Genomic DNA, 26,302 nt, shown 5'->3' on the forward strand with positions numbered 1-26,302 from the left:
TATGAAAGAAATTATAGTTTCTACTAAAGATGATTTTATATTTAAAAATAACTTATATGATGAAATTACAATAAAAAATATTATTAAAAAAGAGATTGATTTATTTATATTTGAAGAAAATATATTAATTAAAGAGTTTGAAAATATAAAAAGTGCTAAGGAGTCTATTATAGAAAAGATAGTAAAAGAAGAATATGGAGATAAAAACGATATTTTAATTCATTATGAGCATGATAAAAGAAGAAAAAAATTATATTTATATTCAATGGGAAATGGTAAACGAGTAAAGAGCATAATTAACGAAGCTAAAGTAGTTAGAGTAAAACCAATTCAATTTTATATAAAAAGGATTGTAGAAAATAAAATAAAAAAATTAAAAGATTACATTATAATTTTAGAGTTAAGAGAAGTTATATATTTAATATATATAAAAGAAAAATTTATAGTAAAAAGCTTTGTTAAAAGTAAAGAAAATTTAATTATAACAAATGAATTGGATATGTTAAAAGAAAATGATGTTGTTATAGCAAGCAAAGAGGATGAAAAGATAATTCCAGAGGAAATAAAAGATAAACTTAATATTATAAATCTTGAAATAGGAGAAATAATAAATGAAAAAATATTTAAAGTATAAAGAATTTATTCCAAAAGAATTTGTAGAAAAAAAGCAACTTCAAGAAAAAGAAGAAAGTAAAAGAATATATAAAGTATTAATATTAATAAATTTAATATTGTTACTATTTAATATGGATAGTATATCTAAAGAAGAAAAGAATGAAAAAACTACTACAGAAATTACAGAAAATTTTATTGAAAAAGAAGAGATATTTAAATGGATAAATTTGTACAATGAAGATAGCATCGATTTTAAAGTTACAGATAATTTTGCTGAAATAACTTATGAAAAAAATAAAAATATTAATAATTTAGAAAAATTAGGTGTTAAAATAAATAAGGTTACTAGTTATGATGATAAAAAAGTTGTGAAGGTGATGTATGAATAATTTTAAGATAAGTATTAAATATTTTAAAGAAACAATATTAATAGCTTTAACTATTATTCAGATTATAGTTATGATTTACTATTCTAAAGTAGAAAATAGTAAAGAAGTTTATAATGAAATAAATTATCTTAATAAAGAAAAATTGACATTTAATAATATAAGTAATGAGATAAATATAAATGAAAATATAGAAATAATGGAAGTTGAGGATTTAGGAGAAGAGTGGTATATTAAATTAATGATAAGTGGTAATAATAAAAAAATAAAAGAAGCAATTAATAAGTTAGATGAAAGTTTAGATAATTTTCAAATATATAATTATGATATTAGTGGAAAAGATAATATTTTAACTGTAATATTGGAGTTATATAGGTAAATTTATTAAAAGTTTTAATGATATTAATGAAATAATTGCATTTCTTTAGTAATTTTGATAGAATGTTTTTGTTATGTCATTAAACGACAAAGAGTATTATGATTATTTGTTAAATATAAAGGTCATAATAACTATGAATTCAAGTTGTTTGGAGGGAATTTTTTTATGATATCAGCAGGTGATTTAAGAAAAGGTACAACTTTTGAGTACGACGGACAAGTGTATACAGTTATAGACTTCTTACACGTTAAACCTGGTAAGGGAGCTGCTTTCGTTAGAACTAAACTTAGAAATGTTATTTCAGGTGGGGTTACAGATACAACATTTAACCCAACTGCTAAATTACAAGAAGCAGTAATTGAAAGAAAAGAAATGCAATATTTATATTCTGATGGAGAATTATACTACTTCATGGATCAAGAAACTTATGAGCAAATTCCATTAAACTATGAAAAAGTTGAAGATGCTATAAAGTTTATTAAAGAAAATATGTTTGCAGTAATTAAGTTCTATAAAGGTGATGCATTCTCAGTTGAAGCACCAAACTTTGTTGAATTATTAATAACTCAAGCTGACCCAGGAGTAAAAGGTAACACAGCTACAAATGCTATGAAACCAGCTACATTAGAAACAGGAGCAGTTGTTAACGTACCTATGTTTGTTAATGAAGGTGATACTATAAGAGTTGATACTAGAACTGGAGAATACATGGAAAGAGTTTAATCTTAAAGTAAATGCTAGGTTTTTAACTTAGCATTTGTTTTTTTAAATTTTAAAAATAAGGTTATAATCATATATATAGTAATTCTTCAAAGGAAGTGAGAATATGAAAGATTTATATACTAAGATAGATAAGCTAAAAAGTGAAATAGATGAGATAAAAGATGAAAAATATTTAAAAATATTTAATTCTTTAAGTGAAATACTAATAGATTTATCTTTAAAAGTTGAAGATTTAAACTTAAGACAAGAATATTTAGAGGAAAATATAGAGTATATAGATAATGATTTAACAGATATACAAGATGAATTATTTGAAGAAGTAACATTTGATGATTTAAACGGTTTTGAAGATGAATACGTTGAAATAAATTGTGAAAAGTGTAATAAACCTTTATTTGTAGAGCAACAAACATTAAATAATAATAATCCAATTCCTTGTCCGTTTTGTGGAGGAATGGCTAGAGAGTAGTAATACATAATATAATATTTATTAAAATTTACTTTTAAATTAAAAAAATAAGCTATTGCAATTAATTGTAATAGCTTATTTTTTTAATATAAATTATGGAATTTATATATAAGAAAATAAATATATTATATAAATATTTATTTCTTATATATTTTTAAAATAAATATTTTACATATTTTTTATATTATGAATAATTCTTTATTATGTGAAATAAAAATTAAAGAGAAAGGTAATTAAGGAAGTGATGATATGAAATATGATGAGATTTATAAGATACTTCCAGAGGATATAGGAGATAAGATTAAAGAGTTTTTAATGAATGATATAGTACAAGAAATAAGGATAAAAATAGGAAAGCCTGTAATACTTAATTTATCATTTGAAGAAAAGCTTTTAGATTATATTCCTACAAAGGAAGATTTAAGGTATATGATAGCTAAAATTTCTAATTATTCATTATATGCTTTTGAAGAGGAAATTAAACAAGGATATATAACCTTAAAGGGAGGACACAGAGTTGGACTAGCTGGAGAATGTGTAATATCAAAGGGAGAAGTTAGAACTATAAAAAATATTTCATCATTAAATATAAGAATATGCAAAGAGGTTATAGGAGCTTCTAATAAAATTATGAAACTAATTACAGAAAATAATAGAGTATACAATACTCTAATAGTATCTCCTCCTAAATGTGGTAAAACAACTATACTAAGAGATATAGCTAAAAATTTATCAAATGGAATGTATCAAATAAATTTAAAAGGAAAAAAAGTAACAATAGTTGATGAAAGAAGTGAAATTGCAGCTTGCTATAATGGAGTGCCACAAATGAATGTAGGAATTAGAACTGATATTTTAGACAACTGTCTAAAAAAATCAGGAATGATTATGGCAATAAGAAGTCTTTCACCAGAAGTATTAATATGTGATGAAATAGGAACAGAAGGAGACTTAGAAGCATTAAACATGGCTTTTAATTCTGGAGTTAATATTATAGTTACAGTACATGGGTACGATATAAATGATATTTATAATAGAAAGGTTTTTAAAGAATTAATAGACAATTGTGTAATAGAAAGAGTTTTATTATTAAGTAATCGAAAGGGGGCTGGTACTATAGAAAAGGTTTATAAGGTAAATAGGGAGAAGGGATTACAATGTTTAGAGTTTTGATGATTTTTTTCATGTTTTTAATCTGCACATTTATAGGTTTCTTTTTAGGAGAAAACTATAAAAGAAGAAGTATTCAACTAAAAGAATTTCAAAAGGGACTTTTATTATTAAGCAATGAAATTATATATGCTAATACTCCTCTTCCAGATGCATTATTGGAGATTAGTAAAAAGGTTTCTAGTCCAATTTCAGAAGTATTTAATGAGATGTCCTTTTCATTAGAAAATGGATATTCAGGTACAATATATGAAAGTTTTGAAAATGCTTATAGAAACTCAAAAGAAAATATGAATTTATTAGATGATGATTACAAAATTATTAATGATTTTTTTAAAACACTTGGCTCATCAGGGGTAACGGGACAAGATAAGATATTTAAAGTTGCATTAGATAATATAGATATAAATTATAAAGAAGCAAGAAAGTTTGAAAAAGAAAATATTAAGTTATATAGAACTTTAGGGGTATCTATTGGTGCTATGTTAGCAATATTTTTTATCTAAGGGGGATTAAATTATTATGTTTGATATAAGTTTACTATTTAAAATTGGAGCAATGGGAGTTTTACTTATGGTTATCGAGAAGGTATTAGAAGGAAATGGGAAAAAAGAATTTGCAGTATTAGCTAATTTAGCAGGAATGGTTATTATATTAATTACTATTATTGGAATGATATCAAATCTTTTTGATACAGTAAGAACTATGTTTACTTTTTAGGTGAATTTTATGGAAATAATTAAAATTGCATTAGTTGCATTTACTGCGTTATTCATATTCCTTCTATTAAAAGATAAGAAATCAGAAATAGGATTGCTTGTAATACTTGCAGCGGGAATAGGAATATTCCTTTATATGATAGGACAACTTGGTGATGTAATAGAGTTTATTAAAGATATTGCTAATAAAGCTAATATAGATACTGTATATATTGGAATTGTACTAAAAATTCTTGCAATTGCATATATAACATCATTTTGTAGTGAAATATGTAAAGATTCAGGTGCTGGAAGTATAGGAAGTAAAGTTGAATTTGCAGGAAAGATAATGATACTAGGATTGGCAATTCCAATTTTAATGGCTGTATTAAATTCAATTCTTCAGATATTGTAGGTGAGAAAATGAGAAACTATATTTTAAAGATAATTTGCTCTTTAACAATTATAAGTATTTTGGGATTTTGTGAATTTTCAATAATACCTAATAAGGTTGTTTATGCAGAAGAAATTACAAATATAACAAATGATGAAGAAGTAGAATCAAAGTTAAATAACTTATACGACTATATAAATACAATGAAAAGTGATGTAGAGCTTATAAATGAATTAGATCCAATTAGTTATATACAAAGTTATATAGAAACAGGAGAAGGTAATTTATCATTTTCAACAATTTTAAGTGCTATAATAAGTCTATTTTTTAAAGAAGTAAAAACTATATTAGCATTAGCATTTTCAATTGTTGCAGTTGGAATAATATGCTCATTATTTAAAAATATACAATCTTCATTTTCAAGTGATGGAGTATCACAAGTAGCTTTTTATGCTTGCTATGCTATTTTAATAATATTGTTATCTAAAACATTTATTATATCTATATCATTAGCTAAGGATGTAATTATTCAAATTACAAACTTTATGGATAAGGTTTTACCAGTTTTAGTGCTTATGTTAGCAGCATCAGGAGGATTAACACAAGCAGCTACTATGGATCCTATAATACTTGGAGCTACTATATTAATACCTAAAATATATATAAATGTAATAATTCCATTAATTTTAATAACATTTGTATTACAGTTTACAAATAATATATCTACAGAATCAAAATTATCTAATTTGTGTGGGATGGTAAAAAAATCTACTGTATGGCTTCAAGGGATTATTCTTACTATATTTGTAGCTTTATTAACAATTAGAGGAATAACCTCTTCTACTATAGATGCAGTTACTTTAAAGACAGCTAAATTTACAATTGATAATTTCATCCCAATAGTAGGAAAATCATTTTCAGATGCTATATCATCGGTAGCAGGCTATTCATTAATTATAAAAAATGCAATTGGATCAATTGGGCTTATAGTTATAATTTTAATAATGTTATATCCTATTATTAAAATAGTATTATCATCATTTATTTTTAAACTTTCAGCATCTTTATTAGAACCAATAACAGATAAAAGAATAACAAGTTCTATAGCTGCGGCAGGAGAATCTTTAGTACTAATTATGTCATGTGTTTTAAGTGTTAGTATAATGTTCTTTATCCTTATAGCGATTATGATATCAGCAGGAAAGTTTGTTATAGGAGGATAAAAATAATATGGAATATATAAATAATTTTGTTATAACTTTAGTAGCAACAATGATATTTATGACAGCAATAGATATAATTTCTCCAGATAATTCTATGAAAAAATATATAAAGTTTGTTTTAGGACTAATACTTATATCTGTTATGATAAATCCAATAGTAAAGTTTTTTACAGGTGGGGAGCAGGAGCTAGTAAGTGCTATAAAAAGTTATGAAAATATGTTTTATGAAAGTACATCTATTGAAAATAAAACTAATATAAGTGAAAGCAAAATAGAATCATTTAAAAATAATTTAAATAATAATTGTGATAAGTTACTTAAAGAAGAGTTTTCAGGCAGAGAATTTAAATCAAACGTTAAATGTGAAATAGATTTAGAGAATATGGAATATAAAGTTGATGGGGTAGAAGTTGGAGTAAAGAATTCAGAAATAAAATTAATTGATAATATTAAAATTAATATAAATGAAGAAAGTGAAGAAGCAGTATCAAATGAAGAAGTAATAGAAAATGGAGAAGAAATTAAAAATTATTTATCAGAAGTTTTTAAAATATCAACAGAAAAAATAAAGCTATATAGCATGGGAAGGTAATTAAAAAGTAGTAGGGGGATTATAGTATGGATAAAGATAAGTTAAATGAAGAAATTAATAAACTTATGAAAAATAAAAAGTTTGTTAATTGTTTATTAGTATTACTTGTAATTATATTTTTATGGCTTGCAGTTAGTAATTTTATAGGAGATGATTCAAGTTTAGTAAAGGGAAATAGTGAAAATAAGCCAATTGGAGCTAAGGAAGTTTTAGGACAAGAGGAAGAAGGTGTTACAACATCTAAAGAGCTTTTAGATTACGAAACAGAACAAAAAGAAAAGTTAGAAAATATACTTTCTAAAATTGATGGAGTAGGAGAGGTCGTTGTTGATATTTATTTTGAAAGTAGTGAAGTAAAAGTTCCAGCCACAAACTCAAATACTCAAAATTCAGAAACAAAAGAAGAAGATAATAATGGAGGAACAAGATTAACAAGGCAAGAAACAGGTGGAGAAACGGTAGTAATGAAAAGCAATTCAAGTACAAGTGAGCCTTTTATAACTAAAACATATAAACCACAAATTACGGGTGTGTTAATTGTTGCAGAAGGTGCTAAAAGTAGCAAAATCACATATGATATACAAAAAGCTGTTTCAAGTTTATATAATTTAAGTTTAGATAAGGTTAATGTATATCCTATGGTAAGCTAGCATATATATTTTATATAAAAAGAATGGGAGGAATTTAAAATGACAAAAAAACAATTTGGGATTATTTTTACACTAATGGCTTTAATAGTATGTGTTGGAGTATTATCTATGAAGCTAAATGAAAATGGATTTAATGATCCAACTAGTTTAGAGGCAGTTTTAAAACAAAATACTGATAATACTAAAGCGACTGAAACAAATACAGAAGAAACCTTAAGTACAACAGAATATTTTTATAGCATGAGATTAACTAAAGAGCAACAAAATGAAAAATATATAAATGATATGAAGGCTATTACAGAAGATGCAAATGCATCACAAGAATCAAAGGATATTGCAAATAATGCATTAGTTGAAAAAGCTAAAATGAATGACCAAGAAAGTAGAGTAGAATCAGAAATTAGAAATAAGGGTTATGAAGATTCTATTTGTATGATAAATGACAATAAAACTGTAAAAGTTTATGTTAAAGTATCAGATGTTTTATCAGAAGAAAATTCAGCTGTAATAAAGAAAGTAGTTGAAGATATTACTACTTTAACAGATGTAGATATTACATCAATGAAATAATTCATTGTAATATAAAGGCTTTTTTGCTATAATAAACATAAGGAGAAGTAGGTTTATATAATAAACCTTAAGGAGGTTAGGTCATGGAAAATGTAAACAATGAATCTACTATAGGAATTGTTAAGATTTCTGATGAAGTAGTGAGTGTTATAGCAGAAATAGCAGCAGATGAAATTCAAGGAATAGTTGAAGTTCCACATGGAGTTTCAAGTAACATATCACAAATATTAAAAGGTAAGAAAGCTTCTAGTGGAAAGAGTGTAAAAGTTACATTAGAAGAAGATAAAGCTATAATTGATTTAAATGTAGCTGTAGAGTATGGTATTAAAATTCCAGAGGTAGTAGGTGCAGTTCAAGAAAATGTAAAAAGAACTGTTGAAGCTATGACTGGATTAAAGGTTGACAAAGTTAATGTTAATGTTCAAAACATATATGTTCCAAAACAGGAACAACAGGAAGCACTAGAAGTATAGTAAAAAACCCTCTGTCAATCAGAGGGTTTCTCGTTTTTATAAAAAATATAATGTTTACATAAAAATTTAGATAGTAAATTTAAAAAATTTTATTTATAATATTAGAAGTTGATTCGTAAAAGTAGTTTTATGGATATAAACAAGATAATATTATAATATGCATATGTTTAATTAATGTAATATAAGTTTATAATACAAGTAAAGAGATTATGTATATTATACATACTTAGGAGGAAGTTATGAAAAGACAAAAATCAAGAGAAAAAGCAATGGAGTTGCTTTTTAGCATGGAACTTAGCAAAAATAGTTATGAGGAAACATTAGAAAATTTCATCGAAGATTATGAAATGGATTTAAATACTATAGACATAGACTATATAAAAAATATTATAAAAGTAGTTACAGATAATTTAGAAGTTATTGATGAAAAAATAGTTGGATCTTTAGTTAATTGGAAGTTAGATAGAATATCTAAAGTTAATCTTACAATATTAAGATTAGCAGTAGCTGAAATGATGTTTGTAGAAGATGTTCCAGGAAGTGTAGCTATAAATGAGGCCGTTGAATTAACTAAAAAATATTCAGATGAAAAAAGTTCGTCATTTGTTAATGGAGTATTAGATAAGGTTTTAAAAAGTTTATAATTTTTATTACATAATAAGGAGTATTTTAGAGTTAGAGGGGGCATAAAAATGGGTAATAAAATAGATGGTAAAGCTATAGCATTAGAAGTTAAAAATAATATAAAAGATTTTGTTAAAAACAGAAAACTTAATAATAAAAGTATACCTAAAGTTGCATCTATATTAGTTGGTAATGATGGCGGATCATTGTTTTATTTAAATAATCAAGAAAAGGTAGCAACTTCGTTAGGATTAGAATTTGAAAAAATTCATTTAGACGATAATATAACGGAAAATGAATTAATTGAAAAGATAAAAAAGTTAAATAATGATGACAGAATAAATGGAATAATACTTCAATTACCATTACCTAAAAATATAGATGAAAAGAAAATAATATCATCAATATCTCCAGAAAAAGATATTGATTGTTTAACTTTTATTAATCAAGGAAAATTATATATGGGAGAAGAAAACTTCTTGCCATGTACGCCTAAATCTGTATTAACAATATTAAAAAGTTTAAATATAAATTTAGAAGGAATGGAAGTAGTTGTGGTTGGAAGAAGCAATATAGTGGGGAAACCAGCTGCTGCATTAATGCTTAAAGAAAATTGTACCGTTACATTATGCCATTCTAAAACTAAAAATTTAAAGGAAGTATGTAAAAGGGCAGATATTTTAATTGTTGCTATAGGAAGGGCTAAATTTATAGATGGCAGTTATATAAAAGAAAATGCAATAGTTATTGATGTTGGAACTAATTCTGTAGAAGGAAAGATTACAGGAGATGTTGACTTTGACAAAGTTATAAATAAGGCATCTTTTGTTACACCAGTTCCAGGAGGGGTTGGAGCTATTACAACAACACTTTTAATGAAGAATGTATGTGAGGCTTTAGAAAAGAATGAAAATTAAAACCTTGACAGTATCAGAAGTCAATAATTATATAAAAAAAATATTAGATAATGATTTTATATTAAATAACCTTTCTGTAAGAGGTGAAATTTCAAATTTAAAATATCATTCAAGTGGTCATGTTTATTTTTCATTAAAAGATGATAATAGTAAGATTAATTGTATTATGTTTAAAAACAAAAGCTTGGAATTAGATATTATATTAAAAGAGGGAATGTCTGTAATTGTATCTGGAAGAGCATCTGTTTATTCAGTTAATGGAACTTTTCAGATATATTGTGATAATATATCACAAGAAGGACTTGGAGAGCTTCATATAAAATTTGAAAAATTAAAAGAAAAATTAAGTAGGGAGGGGTATTTTAACGAAGAGTTTAAAAAGCCCCTTCCTAAAAATCCTTATGGGGTAGGTGTAGTTACATCAGAAACTGGTGCTGCAATACAAGATATAATTAATGTTATAAGAAGAAGAAACACAAAAGTAGATATTATTCTTTATCCTGCCATAGTTCAAGGTGATGGAGCATACAAAACAATAATTAAGGGAATAGAGTATTTTAATAAAAAGAAAAGTGTAGATGTTATTATAATAGGTAGAGGTGGAGGTTCTATGGAGGAATTATGGAACTTCAATGAAGAATTATTAGCATATTCTATTTTTAAATCAGAAATACCTATTATATCAGCTGTAGGACATGAAATAGACTTTACTATATCTGATTTTGTTTCAGATTGTAGGGCTGCTACACCATCTCAAGCTGCTGAGATAGCAGTTCCATTAGAAGAAAGTCAGTATAATGAAGTTAGTTATTATGAAAAAAGGTTAAATATTATAGTAAGTGATAGATTTAAAGAAGAAAAACAAAGAGTTAAAAATTTAGAAAAAATATTAAACTTAAATTCTCCAAATAATAAAATTATAAATTCTTATTTAGAAATTGATAATATAAAAGAAAAGATTGAAAAAATAATAGAATATAAAATAAAAAATAATAAAGAAAAGATATTTTCATTAAACAATATATTAAATGCACATAATCCATTAAATATTTTAGGAAAGGGTTATGCTATAATAGAAAATAATGAAGGTAAGATTATAAAAAGTAAAGAAGAATTTAAAGAGATTACTGAAATAAAAATTTCTATGGAAGATGGGTACGTAAAAGGAAGTTTTACTCAAGTAGAAAGAGGGGGATTTTGTTATGGCAAAGAAAGAAAGCTATAATGATATGTTAAATAATTTAGAGAGTATATTATCTAAGTTAGAAAATGAAGAATTAAATTTAGAAGATGCTATGAAAGAATATGAAAAGGGAAGTAAAATTGTTAATAAATTATATAAAACCTTAGATGCCTTAGAGGGAAAGTTTTTAACAATTAAGGAAAGTACTGAAGTGGTGAAAGAAAATGAAGTTTAATGAAATTAAGATGGAAATAAATGAATTTTTAAAAAATTACTTTAGTAATAAAGGAACTTATAATAAGGTTATTTATGATTCAGTAAGCTATAGTGTTAACATCGGGGGAAAGAGAATAAGACCAATATTAATGCTTTTAACATATAGTATGTATGAAGAAAATTGGAGATCGGTATTAGAGTTTGCATCGGCTATTGAAATGATTCATACTTACTCTTTAATACATGATGATTTACCTTGTATGGATGATGATGATTTAAGAAGAGGAAAGCCGACTAATCATAAGGTGTATGGAGAGAATATAGCTGTACTTGCAGGAGATACACTTTTAAATGAAGCAATGAATTTAATGATGAAATTTTCTTTAAAAAATGGTAAAAGAGCATTAATAGCTTCAGAAAAGGTTGCATTAGCATCAGGCCCTGAAGGAATGATAGGTGGTCAGGTAGTAGATATTATAAATGAAGGTAAAAAAATAACTGAAGATGAACTTAGATATATGCATATAAAAAAGACGGGGGAACTAATTAAAGTTTCAATATTAGCAGGAGCTATACTTGGAAATGCACCAGAAGATGATATTAAAGCGTTAGAAAAGTTTGGTGAAAATTTAGGTTTGGCATTCCAAATAAAAGATGATATTTTAGATGTAATAGGAAGTACAGAAAAATTAGGCAAAAATGTATTAAGTGATGAAGAAAGCAATAAAACTAACTTTATTACAATGCATGGTTTAGAATATTGCATTAAAGAGTGTGAAAACCTAACAAAAGATAGCATTGATATATTAGACAGTTTATCTGTAGATACTAGAGATTTGAAAATTTTAACAAAAGAGCTTTTAGACAGAGAAAACTAAACAAAGGAATGATAAATATGTCAAAATTATTAGAGGATATAAATTATCCACGAGATATAAAAACTTTGACTAATAAGGAACTTTATAAGCTTAGTGATGAAATAAGAGAATTTTTAATAGAACAATTATCAAAAACTGGAGGGCATCTATCTTCAAATTTAGGTGTAGTTGAGCTGACACTTAGTTTATATAAAACATTTAATTTTGAAAAAGATAAGATAGTATGGGATGTTGGACATCAAAGTTATGTTCATAAAATACTAACAGGACGAAAAGATAAATTTGATACATTAAGAAAATATGATGGTTTATGTGGATTTCCTAAGATAACTGAAAGTAAATATGATGCTTTTGGTACGGGTCATAGTAGTACATCAATATCAGCAGCTTTAGGTATAGCTAGAGCTAGAGATATTAAGCATGAAAATTATAATGTGGTTGCAGTAATAGGCGATGGAGCCCTAACTGGAGGAATGGCATTAGAAGCATTAAATGATGTTGGATTTAATAAAACTAATATGATTATAGTTTTAAATGATAATCAAATGTCAATTTCAAAAAATGTTGGAGGATTATCAAATCATTTAAATAAATTAAGATTAGATCATAGTTATAATAAATTAAAAGAGGATATAAATTCTACTTTAAACAATAGCCATACTGGTAAAACAGTAGTTCAATACTTACACAGAGTAAAAGATAGTTTAAAACATTTAGTAGTTCCATCTATGTTATTTGAAAATATGGGTATTAAATATATTGGACCTATTGATGGACATGATATTGAATTAATGAATGAGGTATTTAGTAAGGCTAAAGAAATTAATGGACCAGTAATAGTCCATACAGTAACTCAAAAGGGAAAGGGCTGTGATTTTGCAGAAAAAAATCCAAATAAGTTTCATGGAGTATCACCATTTGATTTAGAAAGTGGGGAAAGTTATATACCTGCAAAGAAAACATATTCTAAGGTGTTTGGAGATACTATGCTACAATTAGCAAAGGAAAACAATAATATAGTTGCAATTACTGCAGCTATGCCAGATGGAACAGGTTTAAAGGATTTTGCACAAAAATATAGTAATAGATTTTTTGATGTAGGAATAGCAGAAGAACATGCAACAACACTTGCAGCAGGAATGGCAAGTGCTGGTTTAAGGCCAGTTTTTGCTGTTTATTCAACTTTCTTGCAAAGAGCTTTTGATCAAATTATTCATGATGTATGTATTCAAAATTTACCTGTGGTTTTTGCAATAGATAGAGCAGGAATTGTTGGAGATGATGGAGAAACTCATCAAGGGGTTTTTGATTTATCTTATTTATCTGCAATACCTAATATGGTAGTTTTAGCTCCAAAGCATTTAGAAGAGCTATCATTAATGTTAAAATGGGCTATAAAATATAATGGTCCAGTTGCAATAAGATATCCAAGAGGTTCCGATTGTTGTAATGATATATATCCTCTTAGAGATATAAAATATGGAAAATGGGAAAAGATAAGTAATGGAGAAAAGATTGCTATAATAGCAGTAGGGAAAATGGTACAACATGCAATTATGGCAAAGAAATTATTAATCAAAAGTAGAATTAATCCAATGATTGTAGGAGCAACATTTGTAAAGCCTATAGATAGTGAAATGTTAAAAGAATTAGTTAATGATGAGTATAATATTATAACTATTGAAGATAATGTTTTAAATGGTGGATTTGGAAGTTATGTTTTAATGGAATTAAATAAACTTAAGTTTAAGGGAAAATTTAAGGCTTTAGGATTTGATAATATGTTTGTTCCACATGGAGATGTTAATTTATTATATAAAGATGCAGGGCTTGATGCAGAATCTATAGAAAAATGTGTCATAAACATTTTAAAATAAAGGAGAATAATATGGCATCGAAGAAAGAAAGATTAGATATATTATTAGTTGAAAAAGGAATATGTGAATCAAGAGAAAAAGCAAAAACTAATATTATGGCCGGACTAATATTTGTTGATGGCCAAAGAATAGATAAAGCTGGGGAAAAAGTGAAAGTTGATTCTGAAATAATATTTAAGGGAGAAAAGCTTAAATATGTAAGTCGTGGAGGCTTAAAATTAGAAAAAGCAATGAATACTTTTGGAATTGATCTTACAAATAAAGTATGCATGGATATAGGTGCATCAACTGGAGGATTTACAGATTGTATGCTTCAAAATAATGCATCTAAAGTATTTGCGGTAGATGTAGGATATGGACAGTTTGCTTGGAAGCTTAGAACTGATGAGAGAGTTGTTTGCATGGAAAAAACAAACATTAGATACGTAACTCCTGAGGATATTGGAGTAGCTTTAGATTTTGCTTCTATAGATGTATCATTTATTTCTTTAAGAACAATAATGCCAGCTGTAAAAGCATTATTAGGGGAAAAGGGAGAAGTTGTAGCATTAATAAAGCCGCAGTTTGAAGCTGGAAGAGATAAAGTTGGTAAAAAAGGTGTTGTAAGAGATAAGGAAGTACATTTAGAAGTTATAAATACTATAATAAACTTCTTAATGGAAAATGAATTAAATGTCTTAGGACTAAGCTATTCACCAATTAAAGGACCAGAAGGAAATAGAGAATATCTTGTTTACTTTACTAAAGATAAAGAAAAAGAAGGTAATTTTGAGTTAAGTCAAATTGAAGATATCGTAAATGAATCTCATAGCCAGCTTTAAAAGCTGGCTATAGATATATTAAGTACAGTAAATGGAGTTAATATGAAAAATATTGTAATAGCATTAAATCCCTCAAAAGATACTGAAGGAAAAATATTATCTTTAGTTATTGAAAAAATTACAAATATATTTAAAAATCCTGAAATAATAATACTTAATAGCTATGAAATGAGTAAGTATAACTTTTATTATCCTATCGATTTACTTATAGTTTTAGGGGGAGATGGAACTTTACTTGGTATAGCTAGAGATATTAATGGAAAATATGATGTTCCTATTTTAGGAGTAAATATAGGAAACTTGGGTTTTTTATCTAGTATAGAAATACAAGATTTAGGTGAAGCTTTAAATAAAATAAAAAATGGACAGTACATTATACAAAATAGAATACTTTTAGAGTGTAAAAGTAATGATGAAAATGAAAATTTAAATAGTAAGGCTTTAAATGATGTTGTAATAGCAAGAGGAACATTATCTAGAATGGCTAAATTTGAAGTATATATAGATAAAAAACTATATTATACATTTAAAGGCGATGGTGTGATAGTTTCAACACCTACAGGCTCTACAGCATATTCATTTTCAGCAGGAGGGCCATTTGTATATCCTGATGTAGGGGTAATAACATTAACACCTATTTGTCCTCATACTAGGGGAATGCAACCAATTGTATTAAAAAGTAGTAGTGAAATCTTAATTAAGGCTGAAAATTATAATGGAGAAATTTATTTAACGTTTGATGGTCAAGAAGCTAGAAAAATTAAAGATAATACATCAATAATAGTAAGAAAAGCTAAAGATGTTGCAAAGATTTTATTATTTGATAATTATGATTACTTTGATGTGTTAAGAAAAAAGATATTAGATAATTAAAAAGGTTTTTATAAGTAAATATAAAAAGAGCAAATTTTATTTTTATAATAAGCTTTATCAGCAAATAGAGAAGGTGAGTAAAGATGAAATCAAAAAGACATAATAAAATACTAGAGATTATTAATAACAATGATATAGAAACACAAGAAGAATTGGCAGAATCTCTTAAGTATTCAGGATATGATGTAACTCAAGCAACAGTATCAAGAGATATTAAATTATTAAAATTAGTAAAGGTTCAAAATGAATCTGGAAAATATAAGTACATATCTCCTGTAAAAGAAGAACGCGATATAAACGATAAGCTTTATAGCATATTAAAAAATGCTGCAATAGATGTAGAAAAAGTTGATAAATTTGTTGTTATAAAAACATTAACAGGTGCTGCATCAGCTGCTGCAGAAGCAATAGACACTTTATATTCAAATGATGTTGCAGGAACAATAGCAGGAGATAATACTATTTTTGTGTTAGTTAGAACTGATGAAAAAGCTTTAGAATTAATTTCTAAAGTTAGAAAGATGATTTTTTAAATGGGTATAAAGGTGGGGTATAATGCTAATTGAATTGAATATTAAAAATTTTGCTTTGATTCAAGAGTTATCAGTTGAATTTGGAGCAGGATTTAATATATTATCAGGAGAAACTGGTGCAGGTAAATCGATACTTATAGATACAATAGATTATGTATTAGGTGGAAAGTTTTCTAAAGATCAAATAAGATACGGTGAAGATAAGACAATGGTAGAGGCTATATTTTCTATTGAAAATAATGAAATTTATGATGTTTTAGAAGAGCTTGGTATAGAAAAAGATGAAATGTTAATAATACGTAGAGAAACTACATTAAACGGTAAAAGTTTAATAAAGGTGAATAATAGAAGTGTTATATTATCACAATTAAAGAAAATAAGAGAAAAGCTATTAGATATTCATGGTCAGCATCAAAATCAAAATTTATTAAATAAAGGTACTCATATTTTATATATAGATGAATTTTATTATGATAAAATAAAGGAATTACTTAAAAATTATGAAATTTTAAGAAATGATTATATAGAAAATATTAATAAGATAAATGCTTTAACGGAAAAAGAAAATGGAGAAAAATTAGCTGATTATATTAAATTTCAAATTGAAGATATAGAAAAGGCAAATTTAAAAGTTAATGAAGAGGAAGATTTAAAAGATGAGTTTAATATGTTATCAAATGCAGAAAAAATATCAACTAGTTTAGTAAAATCTTATGGATATTTAAATTCATCAAGTGAAGGTATTTCTGTATTAGATGGCTTGTCAAAGGTTATTTATGAATTATCATTAATTGAAAATCACTCTGAATTAATAAAAGAGAAAAAAGTTCAAATAGAAGAAGCTTTTTATAACTTAGAAGAAGTAACAAGAGAAATACGTGATATAGGTAGCGAAATTCAATATGATGAAGATAGATTAGCACAAATAAATGAAAGAATTTATACTATAAGTTTATATAAGAAAAAGTATGGAAATTCAATACAAGAAATATTAGATAATTTAAAGAATTTAAAAAGTAAATATAATGAACTAGTAAATGCAGAAAAAATAATAGATGAGTTAAAAGAAAATATTATTATCATTGAACAAAAAATGAAGAATATAGGGAAAAAGCTTCATGATTTAAGAGTAGAAGCATCTAAAATACTAGAAGTAAATATTAAAAAGGAATTATCCTATGTTGGACTTGAAAAAGCTATAATAAAAATTGAAGTTAATTTAACTGATGAAATGAATTTAAGAGGATATGATGAAGTACAATTTTTAGTATCAGCAAATCCCGGTGAACCTTTAAAGCCGCTAGAAAAAGTATTATCAGGTGGTGAGCTATCAAGAATAATGCTTGCTTTAAAATGTGTATTTGTAGATAAAGATAAAATACCAACTCTTATTTTTGATGAAATAGATACTGGAATTAGTGGAGCTATTGGAAAAAGAGTTGGAGAAAAAATGTATGAGGTTTCTTTAAAACACCAAGTATTATGTATAACTCATTTGCCACAAATTGCAGCTCTTTCAGATAATCATTATTTCGTTTCTAAGAATGTTTTAGAAGGAAAGACATTTACAAGTATAAAAATGTTAGAAAGAAAAGATAAAATTAGAGAAATTGCTAAAATGATTGGCGGAGATGAAATAAGTGAAGTAGCTATAGAAAATGCTTCTGAAATGGTTAAGTTTGCTGAATTAAAAAAGCAAGAAATTAAAAATATTTTATAAAAATATACATAAGGTCTATTAATAGGGTAAAAATAAAATCATGGTAAATTAGCATGGTTTTATTTTTTTTATACAAAATTTATTAACTTATAAATTTTTAACTAACTTAGCAATCTTAATCAAGCATATAAAAGCTTATATGGGGAAAATTAATGTCATAAAGCAAGGAGGAGATAAAATGTTAAAAAAAATATTAAAGTATTTTAGTATAATTACTGCTCCAATAGCTATTTTGGCATTAATAGCATATTTCAGTGTTTTAAGAATGCCAGAAAAAATATATGTTAATGATAGTACAGAAGTAGCAGATATGTCTATGTATAGTCAAGGTGTATTTAATACTGCAAAACTATCAAAAGATAAAATTAACATTGATTTTTTAGGATTAATACCTATTAAATCAGTGGCAGTACAAAAGTTAGAAGATATAAAATTATATCCAGGAGGAACAAGTGTTGGAATAAAGCTATCTACAGACGGTGTATTAGTAGTTGGCTTTTCAGATGTGGAAACTAGAGGAGGGACTGAAGGTAGTCCAGCAAAATCAGCCGGATTACAATTAGGAGACGTATTAATAAAAGTAAATGGTAAAGAAATCGAAGGTGCAAAAGATTTAGGATATTTAATAAAAGAAAATACAACAGATGTAGTAAATATAGAATTTATACGTCAAGGATGTAAGTTTAACAAAGATGTGGAACTTATAAAAGAAGGAGAAAGTTATAAACTAGGTTTATGGGTAAGAGATTCAACAGCAGGTATAGGAACTTTAACTTTTTATCATGAGGGGACTAATACTTTTGGTGCTTTAGGTCATCCTATTACAGATGGAGATACAAACACTACATTTACAATTAAAAATGGAGATTTATTGTCAGCATCAATATTAAGTGTCCGTAAAGGTGAAAAGGGAATTCCAGGAGAACTTAGAGGGTTATTTGTAAATGAAAAAAGTTCTATTGGAACAATCAAGAGTAATTCATCATCTGGAATATTTGGAAGTACTAATAAAGAATTAGTTAATCCAAGATTTAACGAACCTATGTCAGTTGGTTTTAGAAATGAAGTTGTGGAAGGTCCAGCTACTATAATTAGTACAGTTGGAGAAGAGGGGCCAAAGGAATATAGTATAGAAATTGTTAAATTACTCCAACAAGATAAATGTGGTCCTAAAAGTATGGTAATTAGAGTTACAGATGAAGAACTCTTAAATAAGACAGGTGGAATTGTTCAAGGAATGAGTGGAAGTCCAATTATTCAAAATAACAAAATTGTGGGAGCCGTAACTCATGTTTTGATTAATAAGCCGGATATTGGATATGGAATATATATTGAATGGATGCTTGAAGAAGCAGGCATAATAGATTAAAATTAATTTAGAAAATTATCAACAGGATATAGTTAAATAATAAAAATAAAATGCTATATCTTGTTGCTTTTAAATTTATATATTACTAAATATAAAATTTTTGAACTTTTTTCTAAAAAAATTTCAAAATAATGTAAAATAAACTATTATTATTTTAAATTTTATGTTATAATATACTTGATGGAGTTAAAAAAGAACTAAATATAACTTAATTTAAATATAATATTTAATAAAGTTAAATAGGTTATGTTATAAATAAAACTTTGAAATTTCCAAATAGTATATTTATATGGGTAAGAAAGGGAGAGAAAACATGGACGGAAAAAAAATTTCAGTAATTATTGCAGACGATAACAAAGAATTTTGCAGTATTTTAAATGATTATCTTTTAAATCAAAGAGATATTGTAGTAACAGGAATTGCAAAAGATGGTAGAGAGGCTTTAACATTAATTGAGGAAAGACAACCAGATTTAGTTGTTTTAGATATAATTATGCCTCATTTAGATGGATTAGGAGTTTTAGAAAGATTAAATTCAATGAATTTAGAAAAATTCCCAAGAATAGTTGTTTTATCAGCAGTTGGACAAGATAAAATAACACAAAGAGCTATAACTTTAGGAGCTGATTATTACGTAGTAAAACCATTTGATATGGATATTTTCACTAAACGTATAAGAGATATGTTTAATGATACAATCTCACTTGAAAATGAACCTGTTAAAAAGCAAGTTGCAATGACAAGTGAAATAATAAGCACTAATAATAGAGGTCCTATCGACTTAGAAACTGAAATTACAAACATAATTCATGAGATTGGTGTGCCTGCACACATTAAAGGGTATATGTATTTAAGAGAGGCTATTACAATGGTTGTTAATGATATGGAATTATTATCAGCTGTAACTAAGGAATTATATCCTTCAATTGCTAAGAAATATAATACAACTGCTTCAAGAGTTGAAAGAGCAATTAGACATGCTATTGAAGTTGCATGGGGAAGAGGACAAATTGAGGCAATAAACAAATTATTTGGTTATACTGTTCATAATGATAAAGGTAAGCCAACAAATAGTGAATTTATTGCAATCATTGCAGATAAGCTAAGACTTAAAAATAAAGTGAGCTAAATAGCTATACAAAGTCAATAAAATAGCTGTTAAACAAATAATTTGAAAAAAGTCAAATTTATGTTGGTTTATAGCAACAAAGTATATTTGATGCTAATAAATAAATATTAAATAAAGTAGAGAGACACTTTCTATCGGTTGGGTAATTTCCAAACTGCTAGGAGTGTTTTTTTATTTCTGTATAGAATTTCAAACAAAGAATGATAACACAATGATTGTTAGGATGTTTGAATATGGCTTTAAAAAGGGAAAAGAACAATTAAAAAATTCAAAGAAGTTTAAAGAAGAAATAAAAACAATATATTTTCCAAAGCAAAAAGTAATATTCTTTGAAGAAAATAAAAACATTGAAAATCAATTAAAATTAAAAATAGTCTTTCCAGATGAGCAAAAAATAATCTATACTATAGATGTGATTAAATACTGGGAATACACAAATGAGGAACTCAAAGAGAAAAAGATGTTTCCTTTGATGCCACTTCAATTATTTAATTTAAGAAAAGAATTGGAAAAAGCTCACAATAAAAATGACTTAAAGAAGATAAAAGAATTATCAAAAAAAGCTAAAAATCTTGCAGAAAAATTAGCAAAAGAATCAGCAAAGTTATTTGAAGAAGATGAAATATTAGGTGAAGATTTTCATAAAATGCTATTAGCAATACAAAACCTAATAGAATACTTAAATAGAAATTATATGAAAGATGAAAATATAGAAAATGAGGTGAATAAAATGACAAAAACATTATATGATCCTGAAGTTGAAAAAAGAGGAATAGAAAAGGGAATTGAGAAGGGCATAAAAAGTGCTATAGAAAAACTATTATTAAGCGGTATGGATGCTGAAAAGATTGCCAGTATTTTAGATGTGGATATATGCTTAGTTAAAGAAATTTCAGAAAAACTAAATTAAGATATTGAAATTGTGATAATGTTATTAGTTAATGGAGAGTGTAAAAAAATGTTATTTGATTCAAAGAGAAGATATAAAAGAAGAATAGAAAAAAGAGCTATAAAGGAACTTGGAGTTATTAAAACTAGGGAAGACCATTATTATATTCCAGCTAATAAAGCTGAAGCAAATGGAATTAATATTAGTTTCAAGAAAAATGAAATGTATAAAGATTCTGAGTTAATAGATTCTATAAAAAAGATGCAAATAAGAAATAATGAGAATATATACCTATTTTTTAAAGATATGTTAGACGATGGAACAAAAGTGATTCAAGCAAGTGTTTTAGAGCAAGATAGTTATGAAAACACAGTTAATGACTGTGAAATTTGCAAATTTTACATCAATAGCGAATTACTAGAACCTGATAGAAATGACTTGGTTAATATGATTGCTTATTTTCACAGAGATAAAAACGTAACAATTACATTCATAGTTTTGTATGACTTTAAAATGCTAGATGAATACTTCGCACAGAAGTGCTAATAATTAAGTTTTAAAAAAGAAAAAGATTAGTTTTTCTAGTCTTTTTTCTTTTTTTTTGAAATTTTCATAGATAGATGATATTATAAAAATCAGAGGTGAACATAATGAAGGATATAATTACAAAAAAAGAACTAGAAGAGATAATAAATAAACTTGAAAATGGAATTGACAAATTTATTATAGCAGGTTTTTACTATGGCTTGAATGGTAGCTCCAACTACAAGGAGCAATTATTAAATCTTAAAGCTGATTGTGTAGATTTTGAAAAAGAAACTATAAATCTTCCAGACGGAAGAGTAATAAAAATGGATGAGTTATTAAAAAGAGTAACAAAAGAAGCTATTGAACAAAAAATTTATATTAAAATGGGCAATCAAGGAAGGACAAACGAAGATTATATTTTAAACTCTAGCAGCCCCTATATAATAAAATCAAAACCTACTAAATTAAACAACAACGGTCTTATACCATTAAAAGAAATAGGATTAAGACAAAGAATATTAGCTATTTCTAACTATACTGGGAAAAAAATGACACAAAGTTCTTTAAAGGTTTCAGGTGTTTATGAACTGTTAAAAAATGAAAATAAACATTGGTCAATTCCTAAAGCAACAGAATTTTTAAAAGAACATGGTATGAGTATAAGAAAAGATAATTTGCTATTAATTCTAAGAGAATTAAATGCTAATTTAGAGAAGTAATTAAACTTTTTGTTTAAAAAATATAAAAGGTGCACATTATATTTAATGTGGTGCATAAAAATAAAAAGTATAAAAAATAAAAAATATGTTGATAATTATACATTTTGGTATTAAAATAAAGACAAAGAAAAAAATTACATATAGCAAAAGAACTTCAAAGGTTCGTTTTGAATCACCACACTCAGACAACCATTTGAAGTTCACCCAAAAAAAAAATAAATTAAAAAAGGATTTTAAAAAATTCTTAATCAATTTAATTGACCAAAGAACTTTTTTTAAAATAAAATTATAATTTGATTATACATATATTTAATTTATAAGTCAATAATTTTTTTATAAATTTTCTCCTTTTAATTTACATTTTTTTGTTTTGCTTATGTAGATTAGGAGGAGTTTTATTATGCAAAAAAAGTAGAGTTTTCTAGTATTTTGAAAAAATATTAAAGGAAATATAATTATGTTTAAGAGAAAAGATGAAGAATTAAAAATAAAAAATGACGATAATTTAAATCTGCAAATGGAGATAGATTACCTAAGAAATTTAATAAAGGAGCAGGAAAAGGAAATTAAAAGTAATAAAGAAACTATTATACATCTTTCTAATGAAAGAAATGGGCTTTTAAAAGAGATAGAAGAATTAAAAATAAAGAATTATCAGCTTAGAGTTATTAAATAAAAGTGTGAATTTATTTTTATATTAAAAACTTATAGCCATTATTTTGTAAGTATTATTTTAGACACTAGGAAAAATTTTTTCTAGTGTCTTTCCTATATATAAGAAAAGGTTCGTAATATTAGTACTCTTATAGGAGTTTTAAAATATTACTTCTTAATAGGTGGGTATAGTATATTCAAAACCTGTGGTAGTTTTATGGCTATAGTATGGATAATCTTAATAATAAATGATATTATGTAATTATAAAACAAAATATAAAATATATGGGGGATTTACATATGAGAAACATTATAAAATTATTAAAAGAAAGAAACTTTAAAAAGAAATTGGAGAAGTTAGAAATAATAGAAATAGATGACGATTTTTATTGCTATCCAGAGTTTGTTTTTTTTAGCAACTCTAACGAATTGCTTAATGTAAAGTTTAGTAAAGAGTGGGAGGATAGTATAAATGAACAAATAAACTCTTTAGTTACAAATGATGAGCAAATGATTGCTATAAGACTAAAAAAAGAAAAAGAGAATGGAAAAGAAGTTTTTGAGATTTTTAATCCAGATACAGAAGGTGTTATTACAATATCAGTAGATATGAATAATTCCAAGGAAAATAGAGAATTGTTTATAAAGTGCATAGCAAAATCTATAAATAAAAATAACGTAGAAGTTACTTTTTATAAAGAGATAAATAAAGAGGAAGTCATGGAAAAAATAAGTTAATATTTTATATAAACTAATGGGGGTAAATAATTTTTATCCCTATTTTTTAAGATAATAGATAAAAATTTACTATTACAAATAGTAATAGTAAAGTTGATGAAGAAGAAAAGACAACTCTAACTATTAGTTATAATGGTAATATGACTACAAATCAACTTTCATTGCTAATGAAGAATATTTAATCAGAAACAAGATTGATAATAGAAAGGATTTAGGATAAGAAATTTCAGCAACAACTATTAATAATTATCTTAGAAATATAAAAAATTTTTTAGCTATATTGATGTAAATAATAGCCATATATGATATTATTAATAATATTATTTGAAAGAGGGATATTATGGATAGCAAAATTAATAATATATTAACAAGAAAGTTAAAAATAGTTGTTATAGAAGAAGATTCGGCTAGGAGGAATGAAATATATAGATTTATTAGAAATGAGCAATATCAACAATATAGAGCATTAAATTTAGGGATGTCTTTATTATATACACATAATCAACTTGAAGGGGTTGGCTCTGGTGCTGAGCATAAGCTTGTTAATCAGTTGACTAAAGTAGATAATAATATAAAAAAAGCGAATGATGAGCTACAAAAGTCTAAAAGTGCTAGGAATATAAATAAAAATAAAATTGAAAAAATAAATAATAAGATTGAAGAATACAAAAATGATAAAGCAAAATTAAAAGAAGAGTTTTACAACAAAAGGAATTCAAGAATATTAGAAGATAAAGAATTTAAAAAGAAGTATATAGATGAATTATATACTGTGCTTCAAGCACAAGTTAATTTTAGTAATAAGGATAATATGTCATTAGTAACTAAAAGGGTTAAGGCTGATTTTAAAACAATATTGGAAAATGGATTAGCAAGAGGTGATAGAAGCCTTACTAATTACAAGAGGGATTTTCCTTTAATGGTTAGGGGAAGAGACTTAACCTTTTATAAGGACAATGATGAGTTTTTTATTAAGTGGATAAAAGGGATAAAATTTAAAGTGGTATTAGGTAGAAATGATAAAGATAGAGATGAACTTATATATACTTTAAATAATGTAGTTAATTTTCAATCAATACCTAATGAGATAAAAGATGATGTTAATGAAAATGGCAAAGAAAAAATTAAAGATAATCCACTAAAGGATTATAAAATTTGTGATAGCTCAATATCTTTAAAAGATAATAAATTAATTTTAATCTTAGTATTAGCTGTAAAAACTGAAAAAGAGACAGGATTAGTAAAAGGCAGAGTAGTTGGTGTGGATTTAGGAATAAAGATACCTGCATATGTTTCGTTAAATGATAAACATTATGTAAAAAAAGCAATTGGTTCATTTGAAAGTTTTATGAAAGTAAACGCTCAAATGAAAGCAACAAGAACAAGAATTAATAAGCAAATAAGCAAAGCTAAATCAGGTAAAGGGCGTGATAAAAAATTAAAGTCACTTGAAACCTTAAAAAATAAGCAAAGTAATTATAATACTACATATAATCATTATTTATCTAAAGAGATAGTTAAATTTGCTATTAATAATGGGGCATCACAAATTAACCTTGAATTTTTAACTGAAGAAAATTTTAAGAAAAATAAGCTTTTAGCTGATTGGAGCTATTATCAGTTACAGGAAATGATTGAATATAAGGCTAGAAAAGTGGGAATAGAAGTTAAAAAAGTTGATCCATATCATACATCTCAAACTTGTAGTGTTTGTAAACATTATGAGGAAGGACAAAGAGAAAAGCAAGAAGAGTTTATATGTAAAGCATGTAAAAGAAATCTAAATGCTGACTATAATGCTAGTAGGAATATAGCTATGAGTGATAAATATGTAAATAATATCGAAGATACACAATATTATAAGTTGAAAAATCAAAAGGAAATTGACAGCTAGAGAAATTTAAATTAGAATTAATATAAAATTAAATATATTTTACAACTGATATATTTAATTTAGTCGATTTAGCGACTATAACGTGAGGTTGAAATAGTACACTCGCGAAGGGTTAACTCAAGGCATTATTAAAAACCGTCTTGACACTTCAAAAGCTCTACGGAGCTTAGTTGTAATATATTAAAGGTACAAAATATAGTGTTATTGTCGACCTATCTTAGTGTTAAATTATAAGGAGGTCGACAATGGCACTATAAGGAATTTAAATACGTTTATACTAAATTTTAAAATTAAATATAGTTCTAATTTTATAGATAGACAGAAAGTATTAATGGAGTATAGTGATAGTAAAACTTATTATATAACGGGTTATAGCTTTGATATATTGAAGTGTAAAG

Annotated in this window: 32 protein-coding genes; all 32 read left to right on the forward strand. The window is 25.8% G+C overall.

The annotated features are described in order from the left end of the window. Nucleotide 1 precedes the first annotated feature (1 nt). The 32 genes from QZ321_RS00935 (at nucleotide 2) to QZ321_RS01090 (ending at nucleotide 25,904) form a co-directional block, all read left to right on the forward strand. Nucleotides 2-634, forward strand: a complete 633-nt coding sequence (locus tag QZ321_RS00935) for a hypothetical protein (RefSeq protein ID WP_291748938.1) — start codon at nucleotides 2-4, stop codon at nucleotides 632-634. Further along, on the forward strand, nucleotides 612-1,004 hold the full coding sequence (locus QZ321_RS00940; RefSeq protein ID WP_291748941.1) for a hypothetical protein: 393 nt from the start codon (nucleotides 612-614) through the stop codon (nucleotides 1,002-1,004). The genes QZ321_RS00935 and QZ321_RS00940 overlap by 23 nt, the downstream gene beginning before the upstream one ends. After that, nucleotides 997-1,380: a hypothetical protein gene (locus tag QZ321_RS00945; protein ID WP_291748946.1), complete on the forward strand. Its 384-nt coding sequence runs from the start codon at nucleotides 997-999 to the stop codon at nucleotides 1,378-1,380. Before QZ321_RS00940 ends, QZ321_RS00945 begins: the two co-directional genes overlap by 8 nt. Nucleotides 1,381-1,545: 165 nt before the next feature. Beyond that, a complete protein-coding gene (gene efp / locus QZ321_RS00950; RefSeq protein WP_291748949.1) occupies nucleotides 1,546-2,103 on the forward strand; it encodes an elongation factor P in 558 nt (185 codons plus the stop codon). 103 nt (nucleotides 2,104-2,206) lie between these two features. Next, nucleotides 2,207-2,572, forward strand: a complete 366-nt coding sequence (locus QZ321_RS00955) for a CD1247 N-terminal domain-containing protein (RefSeq protein ID WP_291748952.1) — start codon at nucleotides 2,207-2,209, stop codon at nucleotides 2,570-2,572. A 249-nt stretch (nucleotides 2,573-2,821) separates the two neighbouring features. Then, nucleotides 2,822-3,745: a stage III sporulation protein AA gene (spoIIIAA, locus tag QZ321_RS00960; protein WP_291748955.1), complete on the forward strand. Its 924-nt coding sequence runs from the start codon at nucleotides 2,822-2,824 to the stop codon at nucleotides 3,743-3,745. Then, a complete protein-coding gene (spoIIIAB, locus tag QZ321_RS00965) occupies nucleotides 3,730-4,248 on the forward strand; it encodes a stage III sporulation protein SpoIIIAB (protein WP_291748956.1) in 519 nt (172 codons plus the stop codon). The genes spoIIIAA and spoIIIAB overlap by 16 nt, the downstream gene beginning before the upstream one ends. A gap of 16 nt (nucleotides 4,249-4,264) precedes the next feature. After that, nucleotides 4,265-4,462, forward strand: a complete 198-nt coding sequence (spoIIIAC, locus tag QZ321_RS00970; RefSeq protein WP_291748959.1) for a stage III sporulation protein AC — start codon at nucleotides 4,265-4,267, stop codon at nucleotides 4,460-4,462. 9 nt (nucleotides 4,463-4,471) lie between these two features. Further along, nucleotides 4,472-4,855, forward strand: a complete 384-nt coding sequence (gene spoIIIAD / locus QZ321_RS00975) for a stage III sporulation protein AD (protein ID WP_291748962.1) — start codon at nucleotides 4,472-4,474, stop codon at nucleotides 4,853-4,855. Between the two features lie 8 nt (nucleotides 4,856-4,863). Beyond that, nucleotides 4,864-6,057, forward strand: coding sequence for a stage III sporulation protein AE (gene spoIIIAE / locus QZ321_RS00980; RefSeq protein ID WP_291748965.1), 1,194 nt, complete (start codon nucleotides 4,864-4,866; stop codon nucleotides 6,055-6,057). A 7-nt stretch (nucleotides 6,058-6,064) separates the two neighbouring features. After that, on the forward strand, nucleotides 6,065-6,649 hold the full coding sequence (gene spoIIIAF / locus QZ321_RS00985) for a stage III sporulation protein AF (protein ID WP_291748968.1): 585 nt from the start codon (nucleotides 6,065-6,067) through the stop codon (nucleotides 6,647-6,649). A 26-nt stretch (nucleotides 6,650-6,675) separates the two neighbouring features. Further along, entirely contained in the window at nucleotides 6,676-7,299 is a 624-nt protein-coding gene (gene spoIIIAG / locus QZ321_RS00990) for a stage III sporulation protein AG (protein WP_291748972.1), read from the forward strand. 39 nt (nucleotides 7,300-7,338) lie between these two features. Further along, nucleotides 7,339-7,869 (forward strand): SpoIIIAH-like family protein, encoded by a 531-nt coding sequence (locus QZ321_RS00995; RefSeq protein WP_291744205.1) that lies wholly within the window; start codon nucleotides 7,339-7,341, stop codon nucleotides 7,867-7,869. Between the two features lie 83 nt (nucleotides 7,870-7,952). Next, nucleotides 7,953-8,342 carry an Asp23/Gls24 family envelope stress response protein gene (locus QZ321_RS01000; RefSeq protein ID WP_291744203.1) on the forward strand — a complete coding sequence of 130 codons (390 nt, stop codon included), beginning with the start codon at nucleotides 7,953-7,955 and terminating at the stop codon, nucleotides 8,340-8,342. A gap of 239 nt (nucleotides 8,343-8,581) precedes the next feature. Then, nucleotides 8,582-8,986: a transcription antitermination factor NusB gene (nusB, locus tag QZ321_RS01005; protein WP_291744201.1), complete on the forward strand. Its 405-nt coding sequence runs from the start codon at nucleotides 8,582-8,584 to the stop codon at nucleotides 8,984-8,986. A gap of 48 nt (nucleotides 8,987-9,034) precedes the next feature. Beyond that, a complete protein-coding gene (locus QZ321_RS01010; RefSeq protein WP_291748976.1) occupies nucleotides 9,035-9,883 on the forward strand; it encodes a tetrahydrofolate dehydrogenase/cyclohydrolase catalytic domain-containing protein in 849 nt (282 codons plus the stop codon). Then, nucleotides 9,873-11,108, forward strand: coding sequence for an exodeoxyribonuclease VII large subunit (xseA, locus tag QZ321_RS01015; RefSeq protein ID WP_291748979.1), 1,236 nt, complete (start codon nucleotides 9,873-9,875; stop codon nucleotides 11,106-11,108). Before QZ321_RS01010 ends, xseA begins: the two co-directional genes overlap by 11 nt. Continuing rightward, entirely contained in the window at nucleotides 11,086-11,301 is a 216-nt protein-coding gene (gene xseB / locus QZ321_RS01020) for an exodeoxyribonuclease VII small subunit (protein WP_291748983.1), read from the forward strand. Before xseA ends, xseB begins: the two co-directional genes overlap by 23 nt. Next, on the forward strand, nucleotides 11,291-12,160 hold the full coding sequence (locus QZ321_RS01025; protein ID WP_291748986.1) for a polyprenyl synthetase family protein: 870 nt from the start codon (nucleotides 11,291-11,293) through the stop codon (nucleotides 12,158-12,160). The genes xseB and QZ321_RS01025 overlap by 11 nt, the downstream gene beginning before the upstream one ends. Before the next feature lie 17 nt (nucleotides 12,161-12,177). Beyond that, nucleotides 12,178-14,037 carry a 1-deoxy-D-xylulose-5-phosphate synthase gene (gene dxs / locus QZ321_RS01030; protein ID WP_291748991.1) on the forward strand — a complete coding sequence of 620 codons (1,860 nt, stop codon included), beginning with the start codon at nucleotides 12,178-12,180 and terminating at the stop codon, nucleotides 14,035-14,037. Between the two features lie 11 nt (nucleotides 14,038-14,048). Continuing rightward, nucleotides 14,049-14,858 (forward strand): TlyA family RNA methyltransferase, encoded by an 810-nt coding sequence (locus QZ321_RS01035; protein WP_291748993.1) that lies wholly within the window; start codon nucleotides 14,049-14,051, stop codon nucleotides 14,856-14,858. A 42-nt stretch (nucleotides 14,859-14,900) separates the two neighbouring features. Further along, nucleotides 14,901-15,731: an NAD(+)/NADH kinase gene (locus tag QZ321_RS01040; RefSeq protein ID WP_291748996.1), complete on the forward strand. Its 831-nt coding sequence runs from the start codon at nucleotides 14,901-14,903 to the stop codon at nucleotides 15,729-15,731. Nucleotides 15,732-15,814: 83 nt separating this feature from the next. Then, nucleotides 15,815-16,264, forward strand: a complete 450-nt coding sequence (locus tag QZ321_RS01045) for an arginine repressor (RefSeq protein WP_291741906.1) — start codon at nucleotides 15,815-15,817, stop codon at nucleotides 16,262-16,264. Between the two features lie 22 nt (nucleotides 16,265-16,286). Next, a complete protein-coding gene (gene recN, locus QZ321_RS01050) occupies nucleotides 16,287-17,984 on the forward strand; it encodes a DNA repair protein RecN (RefSeq protein WP_291748997.1) in 1,698 nt (565 codons plus the stop codon). Nucleotides 17,985-18,162: 178 nt separating this feature from the next. Continuing rightward, entirely contained in the window at nucleotides 18,163-19,353 is a 1,191-nt protein-coding gene (gene spoIVB, locus QZ321_RS01055) for a SpoIVB peptidase (protein ID WP_291749000.1), read from the forward strand. A 313-nt stretch (nucleotides 19,354-19,666) separates the two neighbouring features. Further along, entirely contained in the window at nucleotides 19,667-20,482 is an 816-nt protein-coding gene (gene spo0A, locus QZ321_RS01060) for a sporulation transcription factor Spo0A (protein WP_291741896.1), read from the forward strand. 211 nt (nucleotides 20,483-20,693) lie between these two features. Further along, nucleotides 20,694-21,392: a hypothetical protein gene (locus tag QZ321_RS01065; protein WP_294195983.1), complete on the forward strand. Its 699-nt coding sequence runs from the start codon at nucleotides 20,694-20,696 to the stop codon at nucleotides 21,390-21,392. Nucleotides 21,393-21,440: 48 nt separating this feature from the next. Further along, nucleotides 21,441-21,917, forward strand: coding sequence for a hypothetical protein (locus tag QZ321_RS01070; protein ID WP_294195985.1), 477 nt, complete (start codon nucleotides 21,441-21,443; stop codon nucleotides 21,915-21,917). Between the two features lie 104 nt (nucleotides 21,918-22,021). Further along, nucleotides 22,022-22,618 (forward strand): hypothetical protein, encoded by a 597-nt coding sequence (locus tag QZ321_RS01075; protein ID WP_291743739.1) that lies wholly within the window; start codon nucleotides 22,022-22,024, stop codon nucleotides 22,616-22,618. 457 nt (nucleotides 22,619-23,075) lie between these two features. Then, the gene (locus tag QZ321_RS01080; protein WP_291750395.1) at nucleotides 23,076-23,294 is read left to right on the forward strand and encodes a hypothetical protein; all 219 of its coding nucleotides are present in this window, start codon (nucleotides 23,076-23,078) and stop codon (nucleotides 23,292-23,294) included. Nucleotides 23,295-23,572: 278 nt separating this feature from the next. Beyond that, nucleotides 23,573-24,010 (forward strand): hypothetical protein, encoded by a 438-nt coding sequence (locus QZ321_RS01085; RefSeq protein ID WP_291750392.1) that lies wholly within the window; start codon nucleotides 23,573-23,575, stop codon nucleotides 24,008-24,010. 340 nt (nucleotides 24,011-24,350) lie between these two features. Beyond that, nucleotides 24,351-25,904: a transposase gene (locus QZ321_RS01090; protein WP_291750390.1), complete on the forward strand. Its 1,554-nt coding sequence runs from the start codon at nucleotides 24,351-24,353 to the stop codon at nucleotides 25,902-25,904. Nucleotides 25,905-26,302: the final 398 nt, after the last annotated feature.

This window comes from uncultured Clostridium sp. (genome assembly GCF_910588715.1).
Taxonomy (GTDB): Bacteria; Bacillota; Clostridia; order Clostridiales; family Clostridiaceae; genus Clostridium.

Coding starts and splice junctions, on each gene's coding strand:
- QZ321_RS00935 (WP_291748938.1), top strand. CDS start 2: ATGAAAGAAATTATAGTTTCTACTAAAGATGATTTTATATTTAAAAAT.
- QZ321_RS00940 (WP_291748941.1), top strand. CDS start 612: ATGAAAAAATATTTAAAGTATAAAGAATTTATTCCAAAAGAATTTGTA.
- QZ321_RS00945 (WP_291748946.1), top strand. CDS start 997: ATGAATAATTTTAAGATAAGTATTAAATATTTTAAAGAAACAATATTA.
- efp (WP_291748949.1), top strand. CDS start 1,546: ATGATATCAGCAGGTGATTTAAGAAAAGGTACAACTTTTGAGTACGAC.
- QZ321_RS00955 (WP_291748952.1), top strand. CDS start 2,207: ATGAAAGATTTATATACTAAGATAGATAAGCTAAAAAGTGAAATAGAT.
- spoIIIAA (WP_291748955.1), top strand. CDS start 2,822: ATGAAATATGATGAGATTTATAAGATACTTCCAGAGGATATAGGAGAT.
- spoIIIAB (WP_291748956.1), top strand. CDS start 3,730: ATGTTTAGAGTTTTGATGATTTTTTTCATGTTTTTAATCTGCACATTT.
- spoIIIAC (WP_291748959.1), top strand. CDS start 4,265: ATGTTTGATATAAGTTTACTATTTAAAATTGGAGCAATGGGAGTTTTA.
- spoIIIAD (WP_291748962.1), top strand. CDS start 4,472: ATGGAAATAATTAAAATTGCATTAGTTGCATTTACTGCGTTATTCATA.
- spoIIIAE (WP_291748965.1), top strand. CDS start 4,864: ATGAGAAACTATATTTTAAAGATAATTTGCTCTTTAACAATTATAAGT.
- spoIIIAF (WP_291748968.1), top strand. CDS start 6,065: ATGGAATATATAAATAATTTTGTTATAACTTTAGTAGCAACAATGATA.
- spoIIIAG (WP_291748972.1), top strand. CDS start 6,676: ATGGATAAAGATAAGTTAAATGAAGAAATTAATAAACTTATGAAAAAT.
- QZ321_RS00995 (WP_291744205.1), top strand. CDS start 7,339: ATGACAAAAAAACAATTTGGGATTATTTTTACACTAATGGCTTTAATA.
- QZ321_RS01000 (WP_291744203.1), top strand. CDS start 7,953: ATGGAAAATGTAAACAATGAATCTACTATAGGAATTGTTAAGATTTCT.
- nusB (WP_291744201.1), top strand. CDS start 8,582: ATGAAAAGACAAAAATCAAGAGAAAAAGCAATGGAGTTGCTTTTTAGC.
- QZ321_RS01010 (WP_291748976.1), top strand. CDS start 9,035: ATGGGTAATAAAATAGATGGTAAAGCTATAGCATTAGAAGTTAAAAAT.
- xseA (WP_291748979.1), top strand. CDS start 9,873: ATGAAAATTAAAACCTTGACAGTATCAGAAGTCAATAATTATATAAAA.
- xseB (WP_291748983.1), top strand. CDS start 11,086: ATGGCAAAGAAAGAAAGCTATAATGATATGTTAAATAATTTAGAGAGT.
- QZ321_RS01025 (WP_291748986.1), top strand. CDS start 11,291: ATGAAGTTTAATGAAATTAAGATGGAAATAAATGAATTTTTAAAAAAT.
- dxs (WP_291748991.1), top strand. CDS start 12,178: ATGTCAAAATTATTAGAGGATATAAATTATCCACGAGATATAAAAACT.
- QZ321_RS01035 (WP_291748993.1), top strand. CDS start 14,049: ATGGCATCGAAGAAAGAAAGATTAGATATATTATTAGTTGAAAAAGGA.
- QZ321_RS01040 (WP_291748996.1), top strand. CDS start 14,901: ATGAAAAATATTGTAATAGCATTAAATCCCTCAAAAGATACTGAAGGA.
- QZ321_RS01045 (WP_291741906.1), top strand. CDS start 15,815: ATGAAATCAAAAAGACATAATAAAATACTAGAGATTATTAATAACAAT.
- recN (WP_291748997.1), top strand. CDS start 16,287: ATGCTAATTGAATTGAATATTAAAAATTTTGCTTTGATTCAAGAGTTA.
- spoIVB (WP_291749000.1), top strand. CDS start 18,163: ATGTTAAAAAAAATATTAAAGTATTTTAGTATAATTACTGCTCCAATA.
- spo0A (WP_291741896.1), top strand. CDS start 19,667: ATGGACGGAAAAAAAATTTCAGTAATTATTGCAGACGATAACAAAGAA.
- QZ321_RS01065 (WP_294195983.1), top strand. CDS start 20,694: ATGATTGTTAGGATGTTTGAATATGGCTTTAAAAAGGGAAAAGAACAA.
- QZ321_RS01070 (WP_294195985.1), top strand. CDS start 21,441: ATGTTATTTGATTCAAAGAGAAGATATAAAAGAAGAATAGAAAAAAGA.
- QZ321_RS01075 (WP_291743739.1), top strand. CDS start 22,022: ATGAAGGATATAATTACAAAAAAAGAACTAGAAGAGATAATAAATAAA.
- QZ321_RS01080 (WP_291750395.1), top strand. CDS start 23,076: ATGTTTAAGAGAAAAGATGAAGAATTAAAAATAAAAAATGACGATAAT.
- QZ321_RS01085 (WP_291750392.1), top strand. CDS start 23,573: ATGAGAAACATTATAAAATTATTAAAAGAAAGAAACTTTAAAAAGAAA.
- QZ321_RS01090 (WP_291750390.1), top strand. CDS start 24,351: ATGGATAGCAAAATTAATAATATATTAACAAGAAAGTTAAAAATAGTT.